This is a genomic window from Neptuniibacter sp. QD48_55 (assembly GCF_047778115.1).
GTDB lineage: Bacteria > Pseudomonadota > Gammaproteobacteria > Pseudomonadales > Balneatricaceae > Neptuniibacter.
This window is the reverse complement of sequence record NZ_CP180555.1, coordinates 975,335-990,515: the sequence shown is the minus strand read 5'-3', so window position 1 is coordinate 990,515 and position 15,181 is coordinate 975,335. Positions and strand designations below refer to the sequence as shown.

Below are 15,181 nucleotides of genomic sequence, written 5' to 3'. Positions count from 1 at the left end.
TACAGATAAAGCCTATAGGCTAGGCTCCATTTCAGCCTTGTGGCGGTTAAGTAGAAACTTGTTGGAAACGTGATCGACAGAAAGCACACCACCACCGTATATAATGATTTGCGCAAGCACGAGTCCCCAGATGTAATGTAGATACAGTGCCGCTGGTGCAATTTCGACCAAACTAATCACAGCGACTACATTCACAAAAAATAGGCCAAGAGCAGAAAAGCGCGTCAAAATACCAGTGACTAGCAAAACAGGTAAGATCAGCTCGCCCAAAGTGCCTAAATAAGCCGCCAGCTCAAAAGGTAAAAACGGAACCTGATACTCCTCTTCAAATAGAAATAACGTTGTATCCCAATCCTGAATTTTGGTCAGACCGGCATTAAAGAACACCTGCGCTACGTAAAAACGAGCAATTAACGACACAAGATCATGAGTTTTAGCCAATTTACCTTCCCCAGCTAAATAACCTTTATAAAACTTACTAACGATAGAAATCATCTCTCAAACCTCTCAAAAACCTTTAATAACTGAATTTCGATTTACTTGATGGCAACCAACCATTGCTGGCTTATCGCCTGTTCAATCCAGCTAACAAAATCAATCTCTTGGTGCTTACCTAATAAACGCTCAACACTCATGCCTGCCAGAACATCTTTAAACCACGCATATTCTTGAACCGTTAGCGTTTTAATACGCGCGTGATAATCCTGTTGAAATACCATTGAATAATGAGGAGCCGAATTTCCCACCAGCAAGCGATAAAGCTCACCCTCATCGAACTCAGAGCCCTCTGGTACCTGATGTAAATTCCATAATTCATACACAGGAAAATGGCTTTCCATGACCTGTAAAGTCGGCGATAGATGAAGTGAGACGGCGTCCAAATCACTTTCAGTTAAGCTTGAAAGCGTCTCCACTTCTAAATGAGTAGCCTTTCCTCTCGCGGCCTGATGTACAAACCACTCCAAACGGGCGATTTCAGACAGATAGGCATGATCATCAGCCAGAGGACTTTCTGAGATGAGCGCGGGCAACATCACACCCCAATCAGCCCAATCCCCTGTATTAGGTAACTCTTTTTTAAGTAACTGATCGGTAAAAGCGATAATCGTCTCATTACCCACCATTTTCTCCAGTACTGGATACTTCAAAGAGATCGCTCTTGCCGCAGTCATCAGGAGATTATTCTGATAAATTTTTAACCCCTGACTTATTCGGTCAGTCGCTGTATCGCTTTCATCTTTCGAAAAAATTAACGTCATCAATGCAGCTTGACGACGAACGAGCAATGTTGAATCAGACAGCATAAGAGAGCCTCCCAGTGTCATAGTGAACTTCCGTGGAGATAGATCTCGCTTTTGCAGCTTGATCAAGCAGTGTGCTCCAAGAAGGCAAATTGTTATCCCATTCGATTAGGGTGGTAACTGCACCAAACAAGGCAACCGCATCGCGATAGAGCAACCAACATTCAGGTGATACTGGCTGACTGTGATCATCAATGATCAATTCACCCTCTTTCACCTTGGTAAAACCTGCCAGATGGATCTCGCCCACAGCATTAGCAGGGATTTCTCGTAACCACTTTCGGGCTACAGTTAATGGCTTTTGATCATTAAAATTGCGCGCATTTACTAGCAAATTGTTGAGATCCACCAATAAGCCACATCCCGTTTTATCTTCCAGTTGAGATAGAAACTCGGTTTCACTCATATCAGAAAAGTTGAATTCCACATAAGCAGATAAGTTCTCAACTAAAATCTGACGCCCTAATAACTGCTGGACCTGATTCACGTTATCAACCATTACCTGCAAGCTCTGTTGAGTAAATTCAAGAGGTAGAAGATCCCCAGCATGCACAGATTTTCCATTGATATTGCTCCAAGTGAAGCAAGCGTGGTCAGAGATCAATATGGGGTTAATCTGCTGTGACAGTTGCTTTAAACGTTGCAGATAATCTCCGTTGACACCCACGGCAGAGCCTAAGCCCATGGAAGTCGAATGCAGACTGATTGGATATTGAAGGGCTATATCACTCAACAACTCAGGTAGCATTCCACCTTCGGCAAAAAAGTTCTCCGCATGTATCTCCACAAAATCAATGGAAGATGTCCCTAGTAACGCCTCCTTATAGTGAGGGTGACGCAACCCGACTCCAATCTTTGATAAACCTGGTTCATCGCTATTATTAGCTGTGCTTAAACTGGACATCTTCTCTCTCCTGATTAAACCTTATGAGTTCTGCTGAGCTTCCTGATAACGCTTCTTAGCTTCAGCTTTCAGTAGCCCACCCATATCTTTACAAGTACCTTTCGCGACTAACTTCCACTCACCTGGGTCGTTATCCACTTTGGATTGGCCCGCACAAGAGTGAGTACCTGCCAAATTGCCGCAATCATTCTGTCCAGCTAGCGCAACGCCATAACATTTTTCTTTTCCACCAGCATGAGCTGCAGGTACAGTTGCAATCGAAGTCAGAGCAACGGCTAACGCTGCTGTAGCAATACGTTGTTTATTATCCATTTCACTTCTCCAGTTCTTTCTGAATTGATAAATGTTGTGCAACCCACTCATCAAGTTGCTTTAATGGCACCGACCCTACCTGCTGATCCAACGCCTTGTCTTTTGCCAAGAGTACTAACGTGGGAACTGCTCTAATCGCGAATTTAGCAGCTAACTCCTGCTGTTGATCTACATCCACTTTTAGAACTTTAAGTTCACCGGCATATCGCTCTGCCAAACTATTAACGACAGGAATCATCTGTTGGCAGGGACCGCACCATTTAGCGCTGAACCAGATCAGCGCTAAAGGTTGCGAGTACTCATGTCCATTTTCTGAAAACGTAAGTCTCGACTCAGGCATGAGAATTAGTCTTCGGCGTTTGCAGCTGCTACAGATAGATCTTCAATACCTGCCCAAATACGATCTGCTGTTTTTAGGTTGCCCGGTACATCAGTAAGCCATTTTTTCTGCACGTCTTTGTTCAAGTTCAGATACAGCTTGCCGTTTTCGATATGGAATGCTTTTGGATCAACATCTAGCTTTTTGTTTAAAGCCACCCCCATCGCGCAGTAACCACCATATTGAGGTGCGTATTTGTCGGCATTGGCGTTAAACAGATCACGGTTTTTAGCACTTGCGAAACGGTAGATTGCACCATCATGAGTCGCTGTAAATTTTGCAGAACCCTCAACCGCTTTATCATTAGTAAAGTAAGCAACTGGGTCGTAACCATGAATAGCAACATCGTTAGTGCCAATGTTTACAGATGCCGCATAGCTCATGCTGCTAAGAAGAAGTGCGCCGGCAGCTGTTGCTAGTTTCAAAGTCTTTGTAAATTTCATTTCTTTTTCCTCGGTTAATGGTTTAATGAACACTCAGACATATTGGTAAATATGTTGCGCTGTTCTTGAGATATAGATTACGGGGAACTACCGAGGGAAAGGCCGCTCTAAATCCAGCAAAAAGAGCCAATCGTCCAAAAAGGAGGTTTTATGGATACACTGAGCAAATTACTGCAAAACCTAGAGATCAATGCCGAGGTTTTTTTCAGTGGTAGCCTCTGCGGTATTACCGGATTTGATGACGATAAGGAATCGGGCTACTTACATTTTCTGGAATCAGGATCGTTAACACTCACGACAGATGAAGATCACAGGATCGAGCTGCATACCGGCGATGTGATTTTTTTCCCCAGCGGAACTAATCACAAACTCACGATAGCCCCATCTGAAGATGCGAAACTAGTCTGTGCGACTGTTAAGTTACCTCCTGCCCACCAAAAACTCTTAGCCAACTATCTACCTAAGTTTCTTTGCATCCATATAGAGGAAGCCGGTTCTATTTCGAATACAGCTCATCAAATCTTCGAAGAGGCATTTGCAGAACAGCATGGCAAGCAACTGATGATCGATCGCTTATGTGATGTATTTATGGTGCAGGTACTTCGCTACGTGATTGATAACGGCACGGTCGAGTTAGGTTTAATTGCGGCCGACTCCCATCCTCTACTCAGCAAGCTGATGCAACAGATCAAAGAGAAGCCTGAATATGAGTGGACGGTTGAAGAGATGGCCGAGAACGCAGCTATGTCTCGCTCGAAGTTTGCCGCGCTCTTCAAAGATACAGTAGGTCAAGCGCCTATGGAGTATGTGACTGGGCTAAGAATGGCGCTAGCGAAAGGTTTACTTAAAAATAATCGCCCCGTGGGGCTCGTCGCCAACCAAGTAGGCTATGAAAATGCGTCCTCCTTGGCCAAAGTCTTTAAAAAGCACTTTGGTGTCACACCTAAGCAATGGGTAAAAAATTATTTAGGCCCAAAATAATCGAGCTGGTATACAAGTTCTGCCTATAATAAATTGGAACTTGTAGTCGCAATTTTGTACCTGAGACGCTATGGATCTTTTAGAAATACTCAATCAACAGCCACAAGGTATTGCAGAGCTAACCTCAGATGAGGGCCGTTATCTCTTCTTAAATCGCAAAGAGATAGAGCTTCGTGGTTTATCTGAAAGTGCTTTAAAAGGTTCATCGATTTTCAATCTATTCAATCAAGAGCAAGCTAAACAGCTACGAGAACTATTTCAGCAATGCTCTAATGCCTCAACCGATCAACCAATCTACTTTCACTATCAAAAAGACGATCTGTATTTCGAAATGCGATTAGTTAAACATGGTGAAAATATCTTAAGTACCCTTTCCGATGTAACCGCACAACAAGAGTTAAAAAACCAATTAGCGCAAAACCAAGAAACCATAAAATGCTTAGATGATGCTGTAAATGGTGCCAACATTGGCTGTTGGGATTTCTATCCACAAGAAGGCAGAATCATTGCTAATAAAACCTGGGTTACTCAGAAGAGATATAAAGATGATGAGTTCAGAGAGGATGATTCGCTCTTCTCTGAGGTAATCGATGGTCTTGAGCGCTGGTCCTCTATCGTTCACCCTGATGATTTAGAACCTACGGTTGAATTGATCGAAAAACACCTGAATGGTGAAACCGAAATTTATGACGCTAAATTTCGCATGATATGCGGTGATGGCAAATGGCGCTGGATACATGATGTTGGTCGGGTATTCCTTAGAGATAAAAATGGCAATGCCATTCGCATGAACGGAGTACATATCGATATAACTGAGGCTCGCACGCTAGAAGAAAAAATTGAAAAACTCGCGGTTACCGATGCCCTAACCGACCTATTCAATCGCCGTAACTTCCAATACTTATCCCAAGCAGTCCTAGAGCGCGCCAAAAGGCAGAAAACTTACTTTTGCCTGCTTATCCTCGATGTTGACCATTTTAAAGCCTATAACGACACATATGGCCATCTAAAAGGTGACCATGTTCTAAAAAAAGTAAGCCAGGCGCTCAAGGATAATATTCGTCAAGGGGAGGATTATTGCTTCCGCGTTGGCGGGGAGGAGTTTGCAGTTGTCTTCACTCAAGAAAGCAAAGAAGCCGCTGATATTTTTGCGAATCGTATTCGACAAAAAATCGAAAAGCTAAAAATCCCTCATAAAGAGAACAGCGCTAATCAATTTATCACCGTATCAATGGGATTATCCTGCACACAAAACCTCACCGATAAAACCCAGGTCAGCGATCTTTATAAACGAGCCGATAAGCTTTTATATCAAGCTAAAGAAAACGGCAGGAACCAGTTAGTCAGCAAGTCCTATTAAAGCAATAACACTATGCTCTGCATTACTGTTTCACACGTTCTAAAATCTGTTTACCTGTAATCACGATCATGATCCCACCCAGAACTACAACTGAGGCGATAACTAAACGCCAGGTAACTTCCTCACCCGCAAAGGCAACACCACCTGCTGCTGCAATCACTGGGACTAGCAACTGTACAACCGCAGCTTGAATCGCTGATAACGAGCCTAAAGCCTGATACCAAATAGCATAACCAATCCCCGAGGCTAAGCCACCAGACAGAATCGCCAACCAAATGCCTTCTGTAGATAAAGACGCATCATCAAAGCTCAATAAAACCAAAATCAATACAAAAGGCAGTGTGCGTAAAAAGTTATAGGTCGTATCCCCCAAAGGATTGTTAGAGTCCTTCCCTGCTAAGGTATAGAAGCCCCAAGCCACACCAGCCATTGTCATCAGGCCAAACCCAACAGCCGAAGGTGTCGCTAAACTAGGGAAGATTAAATAGACAAACCCAGCAAACGCAACGATCGTTCCTATCCACTCCATTGAATGGAGTTTATTGCCTTTAAGCATGTTAATTAGAATGATAGATATCTGAACCGAGCCAAATAAAACCAAGGCTCCTATGCCTGTTTCTAGAGTGATATAGCCATAAGAGAAAGTGATAGCGTAGGCAAAGAGAAAAAACGCACCTTTCCAACTGCCCTTTGCTGCATTGGCTTTTCCTCTATTCATAAAGATGAATATAGCCAGTAAAATAACAATGCCTGACAGCAATCGAATAGAAGTAAAACTTGCAGCATCAATTGCCTCATCTCCCAATGCTAAGCGGCATAAAACAGAATTACCGGCAAAAGCAATCAAAGCGATTAAGGTATATATAAAAACTTTAAGGGTCTGCACATCCTTATTCATGATGGTTCAAACATCCACAACTGATAGTCAGACCACCATACCATGGAAATTCACTGGAGCTAGCGATTCCGATAACTTACCCATCGCTTCTGAACATCATAAAAATTTCCACGGTCACAAAAATAAATGCTATAACATAACATTATATAATTTTGACCAAGTTTTGAGGAAAGCATGACAATAACAAAAGAAGAACTCTTGAATGCCAGTCCTGAGGACTACATGAATGACAGTCAATTGGAGTTTTTCAAGCAATACTTAGAGCAGCAAAAACAGGAAACCATCGCTCACATCCAAAATGCCCAAGCTCAATTGAATGAACGCCCAGAGATGAATGACGATGCGGACCGCGCTCAATACGAGGAAGAATCTCGCCTCGCACTCAGAATTGTCGACCGTGAAAGTAAGCTCTTACCAAAATTCGACACCGCCCTAACGCGCATTCGCAACGGTGAATATGGTTACTGTCTAGAATCTGGCGAAGAGATTGGCATTAAGCGCCTCTTACTAAGGCCTACAGCCGAATACTGCACCGATATAAAAGCGGTACGCGAATCAAACGAACGCTTATTCCGCGAGTAACAACCATAGATCAACGCCCAATGGCTGCCATTTTACCTGACGTTAGTTTGAGCAGATCCTCTGCTGACATCTCGATCTCTAAACCACGGCGACCCGCACTCATGCAGATGGTTTTAAAGTTGCTAGCACTTGCGTCCAAAATAAGCGGTAATCGTTTCTTTTGGCCTAGTGGGCTGATGCCCCCCACTACATAACCCGTTGCACGTTCGGCATCTTGCGGGTTTGCCATAGTAACTTTCTTTGCCTTTAGCGCCGTAGCAATAGCTTTCAGATCTAGCTGACCTGACACAGGTACAACACCGACAGCGAGTTTTTTGTTGTCGCCACCGATGGCGACTAGGAGGGTTTTGAAAACTTGGGCAGGATCTAAACCCAGCGCTTGCGCAGCTTCTTCGCCGTAGGATTCAGCACTAGGATCGTGCTCATATTCATGAACTTGATAGGCTACTTTGGCTTTTTTAGCTGCATTGATCGCTGGGGTCATTCTTTATCTACTCATATCACTCAGGTCGAACAGTGTTTACTTAGCACTGCCGCCCGTTAGGATATCAGCAATATCGATGATGTCGACTATTGTGCCTTCACCTTTGCCCACTTTAATGACTTTATCTTTGAGTTTGATAATCTCAGTCGCCGCATCACCTTTGGGTAAACGAGAAAGAAGATCGTCAGGCAGATATTCAGCATTATCTCGTAAGTCTTTATCTAACACTTCTCCACGGGCTACTTTCTTTTGCCAACCTGGAGGGAGTTCACCGCCACGTTCTAACTTTTTCTGCAAACCTTTAGGCAGCTCCTTCATCTTGCCTTTGTATTTACCTGTTCCTGATTTGGCATTTTCATTGTAATAATCTTTGATGGTCTCTTTCTCTTTGTCAGAAAAGAGATCATCCAGAATAGACTTCGTATCACTTACGATGGATTGCTCTTCTTCGGTATCCTTATCTTTGTTTTTGTAGTTTTTAGCCGCTTGCTTGGCCTCTTTTTTAGCTTGATGTTTATCTGCGCCTTGGCCTGCCCACTCAGGCTTGGCTGCGTATGTATTTAAAGCTAATCCACTCATACATAGGGCTAATAATAATTTTTTCATCATCTCTTCCTGCTAATTTTTGAGCCTTCTAAAGACAGGTTATACATCAATCCTTTATTAGAAAAGATAAAACCAATGATCGGGTCTTTAATCGTGCTGGTATCAATTTCACCACCCGCACCTATAGTTACAACAGCAACACTGCCATCAACACCCGCTTCCCAACCATCGCTACGCTTAAACTGATTCAAAGCAGCATCAGTCATAAACAGGATTATCTCTGACTTAATTTGCGCACCTAACTGAAAGCCAATCGATGCCGCAGCAATGGTGTAATAGCCAGTTGTTTTACCTTTTTCTAAAAGCTTTCCTTCACCATACTCACCACCTATGCCTATACCCGCTTTATAAACCTCGGGGAAAATTAAAACCCCTTTGGCTTGCTGGACTAATGTTTGGCCAGCTGAGCTGTGTTGATAAAACTTTTGTAAGGCTTCTGTGGTCTTAGCGCTAATCTCAGCCTTGGAGGCTGAGTAAGCATTAAAGCTGAATAGTGCTATCCAACATGCGAATAGAAAAGATGATAGTCGTTTAAGCATGAATCCATCCTTAAGCCTATTGAGGTTAACTAAATAATAGTCGCTCAAGGCTGTATTGGGTGGATCAATAGATGGATTGAAAGTAAAAAAGCGCATTAGGAGTATCGCGTGTTTCGTAAAGGCTGCAATACCGATTCTAAGCCGTTAATGCGGATTTCTAGCATCAGTTCTAGCAACGAGCCAAGCTCCCCATTTGGAAAACCTTTTTTTGCGAACCAAAGCAGGTACTCTTCGGGTAGATCGAGTAGTACTCGCCCTTGATACTTACCAAATGGCATCTTCATATTAGCCAGTTTAAGTAGATGACGTTTATCCAGATCCAATGCTTTCCCCTTAACAGCCTGTTATTTCCAGCGAGCAAACAGTATTCTGTAGAAAATAATAAATAGTGGGTTTAGGCCATGGCTGACAAGCAAGCGTATCAACCTATCAATTGCGAAATTCATGACGGCTACGAATTAGCCTGTATGCGCAACGCCATCCATCTTGTTGAATGGAAAGAAGATGATACCGCATTTAGCCAGCGCTTACGCTTTCTTGACCTCCAATATACTCCGGAGGGGGAGTTTCTGATTGCCGAAGATCAAGAAGGTAAAAACTATAGAGTTCGATTAGATTCTATCTCTAGCCGCCTACCCTACTAATCCTCTTAAAGGCCGACGACGTGTCAGATATTCAACTCAGTGGTATTAATACTTTCCCCATAAAATCATTAGGCGGCATTAGCTTATCGGATGCTTTTGTAACTGAGAGCGGACTGTCTTTTGACCGACGCTTTATGTTGAGCGATCCGGAAGGCGAATTATTATCTGCTCGCCAAGTGCCATCGATGCTGCTTTTCGAAACGGTTTTACGTGAAGATGGTGTAGAGATAATTGCGCCTGATGGTGATCACTTAAGCTTACGTTACCCGGACTTTTTCCAAAACTACCGTCAGGTACGTGTTTGGGGAACGGAGATTAACGCTCAACATTGTGGCGAATGGCTAGATGAATGGTTCAGCGAAAAACTAGGCCGTGAATGCCAACTTCTTTATTTTGGCGAGCAATCAGAACGCGTAACCTCTCGTAGACCCGATAAGCCAGTCGCTTTTGCCGATGGATATCCTCTACTTGTGATCTCTGAAGCTTCATTGGCTGATCTGAATAGCCGCGCTTCTACACAAGTTAATATGGATCACTTCCGAACCAACCTTGTTGTAAAAGGGTCCGAAGCTTTCGCCGAGGATAGCTGGAAGCGCATCCGTATTGGTGAAGTAGAGTTTGAGATCGTTAAAGATTGCTCTCGTTGCGTACTAACGACTATCGATCCAAAAACTGGGCAGCCAGTACCTGCGGGTGAGCCAATTAAAACCTTGGCTAAGTACCGTAAAGGTGAGGATAACGAAGTTTATTTTGGCCAAAACCTTGTGCCTCTAAACGAAGGTCAGATTAAGCAAGGTGATAGGATTGAGGTATTAGAGGTTAAACAACCTGCTCAATACCCCGATAATGCGCCGGTTATCAGAGATACAAACGACGGTAAAACCCAAGAGACGTGGGCCGCAACTCAACAGGTCGATTTAGAATGCATCCGCCGCATTGATGAAACGCGTGATGTTGTGACCTTCCGTTTTGCAGTACCGCAAGGTCTATCAACAGATTATATCGCGGGTCAGTTTCTGACCTTAATGTTGCCGATCAACGGTGAGACCGTCACCCGCTGCTATACAGTATCTTCATCACCTTCTCGCAGCGCTGATATCGCAATCACGGTAAAGCGTGTTACCGATGGCATCGCTTCGAATTGGCTGCATGATAATTTACAGGTTGGGGATAAGTTACCTGCCCTCGCTCCGCAAGGTGAGTTCCACGAAGGCAATACAGGCAACAAACCTCTATTGTTGTTATCTGCCGGTAGCGGCATTACGCCTATGCTTTCGATTGCCCGCGAGCTAACCGATCGAAATAGCCAACGTAATATAGTGTTTTATCACCAAGCCAGAACCGAAGCAGATCTAATCTGCGAAGACGAGCTCCTTTGGCTAGAGCGCCAAAACCCTAATCTCAAAATTATCTTCAGCTTGAGTCAACCAGATGATGATTGGCAAGGCATTAAAGGCCGTATTAGCCGCCAACAGCTGATTGAGCTAATTCCGGATCTGCCGGAACGCACAGTCATGTGTTGTGGCCCTGAGGGCTTTATGGATCATGCTAAAACCTACTGCCGTCAGTTAGGCTTAGCAGAACAACAGTGGTTTGAAGAGAGCTTTGGTGCACCTCCAGGTGTTGATCCCGATGCTGAAAAGCACAGCGTTCAGTTAACCTTTGGCGAGATTTCATTTGCCGGTGATAGCCAAACCACATTGCTAGAGCAAGCTGAAGATCAAGGAATCATGATTCCTTCCGGCTGTCGTGCAGGTGTATGTGGCGCGTGTAAAGTGACCTTAGTCTCAGGCCAAGCGCATCGCCAATCGGAAATTCCGCTATCTGAAGATGAGAAAGCTCGAGGCGTGGTTCTAGCGTGTAGCTGTACACCCGAAACGGATGTCGTAATTGAGGTTTAATTTAAAACACTAAATCACAGACACAAAAAAGCCGATGCCCTTCTCTACATCGGCTTTTTATTATTCAGTATAAAACTGAAATTAAGCTACTTTAAGATCAGCAACTTTTTTAGCAGTTTCTTCAGCCATTTCAGTCGCTTTTTTAGCAGACTCTTCAACTGTAGCAACGTAAGCATCTTTAGCAACAGTCATAGCTGCAACGCTTTTCTCAGCAGTTTCAGTCATTTTAGCTTCAACAGACTTGTAGAATTTAACCTGTAGGTCTAGAGCAGCTTTAGGGTCTTTGCACTCGCATAGAGTTTTGAACTGTTCAACAGAAGCGTTAGCTAGTTCTTCAACGTATGCTTTCTGAAGAGCAACCAAAGTTTCAACAGTTTTAGTGTTAACGTCTACTAGAGACTGAACTGGTTTGAATAGCTCAGCGATTTCGTTAGATAGTAGTTCAGGCTTCATGAAATCAGCGAAAGGGTTGTTAGCAGCGTACATAATTTTGTCTCCAAAAGTTTCCGTTGCTGCGGTGCAGCAATCCATTTACAGCAAAGATAAATCTTGTACGTTTTTTAGTCAAGAACTTTTTTTGTGCAGCGCACAAAAAAAATTACTTTTTCAGGTTTTTTGCTAAAAAACGGTCCAGAGAATTCGCAAACGCTTGGCGATCTGCCTGACTAAAAGCAGACGGGCCACCGGTCTCTACACCCGAGCTTCGTAGGGTTTCCATAAAATCTCGCATAGATAACCTCTGACGAATATTTTCCGGTGTATAAAGTTCGCCACGAGGATTTATTGCCACACCCTTGTTATCAATCACTTCTGAAGCCAATGGGATATCTTGCGTTACCACCAGATCACCCTCTTCCATTTTGGCCACGATATGATTGTCCGCTACATCAAAGCCCTGCGGTACTTGCACAGCATTGATGAGTGGTGAAGGCGGCGTACTTAAGAATTGATTAGCCACCAACGTTACAGGCACCTGTTTACGTTCGGAAGCCCGAAACAAAATCTCTTTAATAACCTTTGGACAGGCATCGGCATCAACCCAAATGTGCATAAACCCTCTCTTTTCTTTTAGCATAAAGCCCAATTATGACAGTTATTCTACATCGCAATGGCAGCTTAAGCCGATAGTAATTAATGCTCTTTCAAATAATTTCAATTGAGCCAGCTACGCTCCAGAATAAGGCCTTCGCACTATCGCGGTGCACAAAGCAGTATTAAATCCGTGCGTTCTTAAACTAGCCATCTCCCTCAAGCGCAACAATATCGCGCATTCGGGTACCCCTGTTAAACATCTGGCTTAAGTTTTGCTAAATCTCCAGATAATAGATTTTTATGGGGAGCACTAAGATGCTGCTACTAACATTTGGCTACAGCGTTTTGAGCCGCTGTTCATTACTCGCTTCAGGTATTTTACTGTTGTTGGGTTGGTTGCTGACAATCGCCACATTAGTAACCGGCTATATAGAAGCACTTTGGTTATTAATCCCACTTAGCTACTTCCAGCTAAGCTATATTCTGTTGAGCCAACGTCGTTGGCATAACCTCTCTCTAGTAATCGAAGCATTCTCGCAAAAGCAGATGCAATTCCGGACACGACATACCAGTTCGGACAAACCGCTGAGAGACGCAGCACAAAACCTCTATGGCTTCGCCCGTGACTATGAAGAGCTAAATACCCTAACTGATCAGCTATGTAACGAGATGAAGTTTTCTACCCATGAGTTAGAGAACTTAGCTAAGCACACAGCTCATGCTGCATCGGAACAGCAAAATCAGCTATTAACGGTTGCCAGCGCCTCAGAAGAGATGAGCCAAACCGTACAATTGATTAGAGACCATGTGCATAACACTCAAAATAGTGCCGAAGACTCGCAAACCTTATGTAATAAAGGGACTCAGCAAGCCTCTGATTTGAGTCATGCGATCAGTGGTGTACGACACCAATTTACCGATACCTGCACCAAGATTTCTCAATTATCGGAAGAAGCAGAAGCGATTCAATCTTTCGTTAGTACTATCGAAGAAGTTGCAGCTCAAACCAACTTGTTGGCACTAAATGCAGCGATTGAGGCTGCACGAGCAGGTGAAGCCGGACGAGGCTTCGCCGTTGTCGCAGATGAAGTTCGCCAGTTAGCGGGTAATACCGAAAAGGCTACAGGCGATATCACCTTGCTGGTGAACTCAATGCTTGCACGTGTGAATGAAGTTACCGAAAGCATGAACCGTAGCGAACAAGAACTGCAAACCGGCTCACATACTTGTGAAGAGATGCACAATCTACTTCAGCAGATCGAATCTGGCAGCGAACGCAGCCTTGAACTTATTCAGGAAGTTAACTTCTCCATCGACGAACACGCCTCTGCCAGTAACGAGTTAAGTGAAAAACTTACCGATATAGGCAATATTCTTCAGCACCACAGTGAACAAGCGCATTCCCTGACAGAACTTACCGGCTATTTAGAAGCCCTTGCGCTTAAAGCGGCCACTAAGGAGGTGACATCATGATCGAGGTTAGCCTTGTACTGTTTCTTTTTATTCTGATTGGTTTAGCCAGTTGGTTTAAACGAAGCAAATTGCGCAAGAAGCGTCGTGAGAAGACGCTGCGCGGAATTGAACAGCTGAGCGCGCTTTTGAATCTAATACAGAGTCTACAACGCCACCGCGGCATCTGTGCAAATTTAGATAGCACAAACCAAGCACAGCAGCGACAGCTAAGTAATGAGATCAACTCACTATGGCGGCCGCTGCTGGATAAAAACTATGGCGGTAATGTTAAGCGCGTTAACCTGCAATTTACCAAGTGGAAGCAGATCGAAGCTGAGCCCACAGGTAGTTTTATGGAACACTGTGAACTGATCGAAAAACTGCTCCACGAACTAACCGTAATCGCAGATATCTGTTCTCTCACTGCGAGTAATAATGACCATAACGGCGAGGAGCTATGGCAAAACCTACTTCTCCGTCCTCACTTTGCTGAATCCCTTGCACGCTTGCGGGGTTTAGGAAATAAAGCTGCCAATCTTGGTCACTGCCCTGCTGCTGTGAGAGTGCAATTACAGTACCTGTTGGTAAATATGCGTGAAAATGAGCTATGTGATCCTGCGGTTCGTGATATAGACCGACTGGTCACCCAAGAGATCCTTGAACCCGAAGTAATTAAGATTGAGCCTCGAGTTTACTTTAGCCGCCTAACCCAAGCGATTGATCAACAGATTCAGTTAACTCGTGACCATCTACAGCAATTGAGCAAATGTACAGCTTAAGGATTGAATGAATCGAGGTTCTATTCTGCAAGCGAGTTCCTTACAATAAATTAATATCGATTAATTATTGTGGGGCTGGATGGAATCTCAACACACACCAAAACGTATTGGCCAAGGGATGTGGGCCGTCGCATGGGTCTTGTTTTTAGGAATGCTTTGGCTGTTCTTTGAAGAGCAGGTTAACGACAAATACAATCCCAACCGTAATCTCGTCACCAGCGGCAGTAACGAAGTGGTGCTGCAGCAAAACAGAGCGGGGCACTACGTTGCACCGGGAGAGATCAACGGCCAACCGGTTATCTTTCTTTTAGATACCGGCGCGACCAATATCAGCGTGCCGCAAGAAGTGGCAGACCGCATTGGCCTTAGGCCTGGGTTAAAACGTCAAGTAGATACCGCTAATGGCGTGATTGATGTGTATAACACTGAGCTGAATACCGTCTCCCTTGGTGGGATTAGCATGCAAAACGTTCGTGGGCATATTAATCCACACATGGATGGCGAAACGGTACTTCTAGGTATGAGCTTTATGAAATACCTTGAGATCATTCAGAAAGGAAACACGCTCACACTTAGGCGCTAAA

At 44.0% G+C, this 15,181-nt stretch carries 21 protein-coding genes; 8 read left to right on the top strand and 13 right to left on the bottom strand.

All coding sequences use genetic code 11. The annotated features are described in order from the left end of the window. Positions 1-12: 12 nt before the first annotated feature. The 6 genes from ACMXYW_RS04440 to ACMXYW_RS04415 are packed head-to-tail and all read right to left on the bottom strand — an operon-like array spanning position 13 to position 3,339. Positions 13-495 carry a DoxX family protein gene (locus tag ACMXYW_RS04440; protein WP_415900403.1) on the bottom strand — a complete coding sequence of 161 codons (483 nt, stop codon included), beginning with the start codon at positions 493-495 and terminating at the stop codon, positions 13-15. A 41-nt stretch (positions 496-536) separates the two neighbouring features. Further along, on the bottom strand, positions 537-1,304 hold the full coding sequence (locus tag ACMXYW_RS04435; protein WP_415900402.1) for a putative DNA-binding domain-containing protein: 768 nt from the start codon (positions 1,302-1,304) through the stop codon (positions 537-539). After that, a complete protein-coding gene (locus ACMXYW_RS04430; RefSeq protein WP_415905360.1) occupies positions 1,294-2,205 on the bottom strand; it encodes a DUF692 domain-containing protein in 912 nt (303 codons plus the stop codon). The genes ACMXYW_RS04435 and ACMXYW_RS04430 overlap by 11 nt, the downstream gene beginning before the upstream one ends. A gap of 21 nt (positions 2,206-2,226) precedes the next feature. Then, a complete protein-coding gene (locus tag ACMXYW_RS04425) occupies positions 2,227-2,517 on the bottom strand; it encodes a DUF2282 domain-containing protein (RefSeq protein ID WP_415881950.1) in 291 nt (96 codons plus the stop codon). Between the two features lies 1 nt (position 2,518). Continuing rightward, positions 2,519-2,857, bottom strand: a complete 339-nt coding sequence (locus tag ACMXYW_RS04420) for a thioredoxin family protein (protein WP_415887322.1) — start codon at positions 2,855-2,857, stop codon at positions 2,519-2,521. A gap of 5 nt (positions 2,858-2,862) precedes the next feature. Next, positions 2,863-3,339, bottom strand: a complete 477-nt coding sequence (locus ACMXYW_RS04415; RefSeq protein ID WP_415905359.1) for a YHS domain-containing (seleno)protein — start codon at positions 3,337-3,339, stop codon at positions 2,863-2,865. 150 nt (positions 3,340-3,489) lie between these two features. Here ACMXYW_RS04415 and ACMXYW_RS04410 point away from each other — a divergent pair, with 150 nt between their 5' ends. Together ACMXYW_RS04410 and ACMXYW_RS04405 are read left to right on the top strand one after the other, a co-directional pair. Next, positions 3,490-4,320, top strand: a complete 831-nt coding sequence (locus ACMXYW_RS04410; RefSeq protein ID WP_415900399.1) for a cupin domain-containing protein — start codon at positions 3,490-3,492, stop codon at positions 4,318-4,320. Positions 4,321-4,390: 70 nt separating this feature from the next. Continuing rightward, complete coding sequence (locus tag ACMXYW_RS04405; RefSeq protein WP_415905358.1) at positions 4,391-5,680, top strand: diguanylate cyclase; 1,290 nt, start codon at positions 4,391-4,393, stop codon at positions 5,678-5,680. A 22-nt stretch (positions 5,681-5,702) separates the two neighbouring features. On the opposite strand, the gene ACMXYW_RS04400 is transcribed toward ACMXYW_RS04405, so the two are convergent. Next, positions 5,703-6,578, bottom strand: coding sequence for a DMT family transporter (locus tag ACMXYW_RS04400; RefSeq protein ID WP_415905357.1), 876 nt, complete (start codon positions 6,576-6,578; stop codon positions 5,703-5,705). A 174-nt stretch (positions 6,579-6,752) separates the two neighbouring features. Between ACMXYW_RS04400 and dksA the strand changes: the two genes are divergently transcribed. Continuing rightward, positions 6,753-7,160, top strand: coding sequence for an RNA polymerase-binding protein DksA (dksA, locus tag ACMXYW_RS04395; protein ID WP_415905356.1), 408 nt, complete (start codon positions 6,753-6,755; stop codon positions 7,158-7,160). A gap of 10 nt (positions 7,161-7,170) precedes the next feature. Here dksA and ybaK read toward each other — a convergent pair whose 3' ends face one another. The 4 genes from ybaK to ACMXYW_RS04375 form a co-directional block, all read right to left on the bottom strand. Further along, entirely contained in the window at positions 7,171-7,644 is a 474-nt protein-coding gene (ybaK, locus tag ACMXYW_RS04390) for a Cys-tRNA(Pro) deacylase (RefSeq protein ID WP_415905355.1), read from the bottom strand. Positions 7,645-7,680: 36 nt separating this feature from the next. Then, on the bottom strand, positions 7,681-8,250 hold the full coding sequence (locus ACMXYW_RS04385; protein WP_415905354.1) for a hypothetical protein: 570 nt from the start codon (positions 8,248-8,250) through the stop codon (positions 7,681-7,683). Then, positions 8,250-8,789 (bottom strand): YSC84-related protein, encoded by a 540-nt coding sequence (locus ACMXYW_RS04380; protein ID WP_415905353.1) that lies wholly within the window; start codon positions 8,787-8,789, stop codon positions 8,250-8,252. The genes ACMXYW_RS04385 and ACMXYW_RS04380 overlap by 1 nt, the downstream gene beginning before the upstream one ends. Before the next feature lie 95 nt (positions 8,790-8,884). Next, the gene (locus ACMXYW_RS04375; protein ID WP_415890583.1) at positions 8,885-9,112 is read right to left on the bottom strand and encodes a DUF3820 family protein; all 228 of its coding nucleotides are present in this window, start codon (positions 9,110-9,112) and stop codon (positions 8,885-8,887) included. A 78-nt stretch (positions 9,113-9,190) separates the two neighbouring features. Between ACMXYW_RS04375 and ACMXYW_RS04370 the strand changes: the two genes are divergently transcribed. Continuing rightward, positions 9,191-9,433 carry a Rho-binding antiterminator gene (locus ACMXYW_RS04370; RefSeq protein WP_415905352.1) on the top strand — a complete coding sequence of 81 codons (243 nt, stop codon included), beginning with the start codon at positions 9,191-9,193 and terminating at the stop codon, positions 9,431-9,433. A gap of 20 nt (positions 9,434-9,453) precedes the next feature. Continuing rightward, complete coding sequence (locus ACMXYW_RS04365) at positions 9,454-11,334, top strand: MOSC N-terminal beta barrel domain-containing protein (protein ID WP_415905351.1); 1,881 nt, start codon at positions 9,454-9,456, stop codon at positions 11,332-11,334. Between the two features lie 81 nt (positions 11,335-11,415). Here ACMXYW_RS04365 and ACMXYW_RS04360 read toward each other — a convergent pair whose 3' ends face one another. Further along, complete coding sequence (locus ACMXYW_RS04360) at positions 11,416-11,820, bottom strand: phasin family protein (protein WP_415905350.1); 405 nt, start codon at positions 11,818-11,820, stop codon at positions 11,416-11,418. Between the two features lie 112 nt (positions 11,821-11,932). Continuing rightward, a complete protein-coding gene (locus ACMXYW_RS04355) occupies positions 11,933-12,385 on the bottom strand; it encodes a YaiI/YqxD family protein (protein WP_415900390.1) in 453 nt (150 codons plus the stop codon). A 296-nt stretch (positions 12,386-12,681) separates the two neighbouring features. Here ACMXYW_RS04355 and ACMXYW_RS04350 point away from each other — a divergent pair, with 296 nt between their 5' ends. From ACMXYW_RS04350 to ACMXYW_RS04340, 3 genes are all read left to right on the top strand, one after another. Continuing rightward, the gene (locus ACMXYW_RS04350; RefSeq protein ID WP_415905349.1) at positions 12,682-13,839 is read left to right on the top strand and encodes a methyl-accepting chemotaxis protein; all 1,158 of its coding nucleotides are present in this window, start codon (positions 12,682-12,684) and stop codon (positions 13,837-13,839) included. After that, positions 13,836-14,597, top strand: coding sequence for a hypothetical protein (locus ACMXYW_RS04345; RefSeq protein ID WP_415905348.1), 762 nt, complete (start codon positions 13,836-13,838; stop codon positions 14,595-14,597). Before ACMXYW_RS04350 ends, ACMXYW_RS04345 begins: the two co-directional genes overlap by 4 nt. Before the next feature lie 79 nt (positions 14,598-14,676). Next, complete coding sequence (locus ACMXYW_RS04340) at positions 14,677-15,180, top strand: TIGR02281 family clan AA aspartic protease (RefSeq protein WP_415900387.1); 504 nt, start codon at positions 14,677-14,679, stop codon at positions 15,178-15,180. The last annotated feature ends 1 nt before the right edge of the window (position 15,181 follow it).

What these genes read in the sequence shown, in the direction of transcription:
- ACMXYW_RS04440 (WP_415900403.1), bottom strand. Translation starts at nt 495, where the DNA reads ATGATTTCTATCGTTAGTAAGTTTTATAAAGGTTATTTAGCTGGGGAA.
- ACMXYW_RS04435 (WP_415900402.1), bottom strand. Translation starts at nt 1,304, where the DNA reads ATGCTGTCTGATTCAACATTGCTCGTTCGTCGTCAAGCTGCATTGATG.
- ACMXYW_RS04430 (WP_415905360.1), bottom strand. Translation starts at nt 2,205, where the DNA reads ATGTCCAGTTTAAGCACAGCTAATAATAGCGATGAACCAGGTTTATCA.
- ACMXYW_RS04425 (WP_415881950.1), bottom strand. Translation starts at nt 2,517, where the DNA reads ATGGATAATAAACAACGTATTGCTACAGCAGCGTTAGCCGTTGCTCTG.
- ACMXYW_RS04420 (WP_415887322.1), bottom strand. Translation starts at nt 2,857, where the DNA reads ATGCCTGAGTCGAGACTTACGTTTTCAGAAAATGGACATGAGTACTCG.
- ACMXYW_RS04415 (WP_415905359.1), bottom strand. Translation starts at nt 3,339, where the DNA reads ATGAAATTTACAAAGACTTTGAAACTAGCAACAGCTGCCGGCGCACTT.
- ACMXYW_RS04410 (WP_415900399.1), top strand. Translation starts at nt 3,490, where the DNA reads ATGGATACACTGAGCAAATTACTGCAAAACCTAGAGATCAATGCCGAG.
- ACMXYW_RS04405 (WP_415905358.1), top strand. Translation starts at nt 4,391, where the DNA reads ATGGATCTTTTAGAAATACTCAATCAACAGCCACAAGGTATTGCAGAG.
- ACMXYW_RS04400 (WP_415905357.1), bottom strand. Translation starts at nt 6,578, where the DNA reads ATGAATAAGGATGTGCAGACCCTTAAAGTTTTTATATATACCTTAATC.
- dksA (WP_415905356.1), top strand. Translation starts at nt 6,753, where the DNA reads ATGACAATAACAAAAGAAGAACTCTTGAATGCCAGTCCTGAGGACTAC.
- ybaK (WP_415905355.1), bottom strand. Translation starts at nt 7,644, where the DNA reads ATGACCCCAGCGATCAATGCAGCTAAAAAAGCCAAAGTAGCCTATCAA.
- ACMXYW_RS04385 (WP_415905354.1), bottom strand. Translation starts at nt 8,250, where the DNA reads ATGAAAAAATTATTATTAGCCCTATGTATGAGTGGATTAGCTTTAAAT.
- ACMXYW_RS04380 (WP_415905353.1), bottom strand. Translation starts at nt 8,789, where the DNA reads ATGCTTAAACGACTATCATCTTTTCTATTCGCATGTTGGATAGCACTA.
- ACMXYW_RS04370 (WP_415905352.1), top strand. Translation starts at nt 9,191, where the DNA reads ATGGCTGACAAGCAAGCGTATCAACCTATCAATTGCGAAATTCATGAC.
- ACMXYW_RS04360 (WP_415905350.1), bottom strand. Translation starts at nt 11,820, where the DNA reads ATGTACGCTGCTAACAACCCTTTCGCTGATTTCATGAAGCCTGAACTA.
- ACMXYW_RS04355 (WP_415900390.1), bottom strand. Translation starts at nt 12,385, where the DNA reads ATGCACATTTGGGTTGATGCCGATGCCTGTCCAAAGGTTATTAAAGAG.
- ACMXYW_RS04350 (WP_415905349.1), top strand. Translation starts at nt 12,682, where the DNA reads ATGCTGCTACTAACATTTGGCTACAGCGTTTTGAGCCGCTGTTCATTA.
- ACMXYW_RS04345 (WP_415905348.1), top strand. Translation starts at nt 13,836, where the DNA reads ATGATCGAGGTTAGCCTTGTACTGTTTCTTTTTATTCTGATTGGTTTA.
- ACMXYW_RS04340 (WP_415900387.1), top strand. Translation starts at nt 14,677, where the DNA reads ATGGAATCTCAACACACACCAAAACGTATTGGCCAAGGGATGTGGGCC.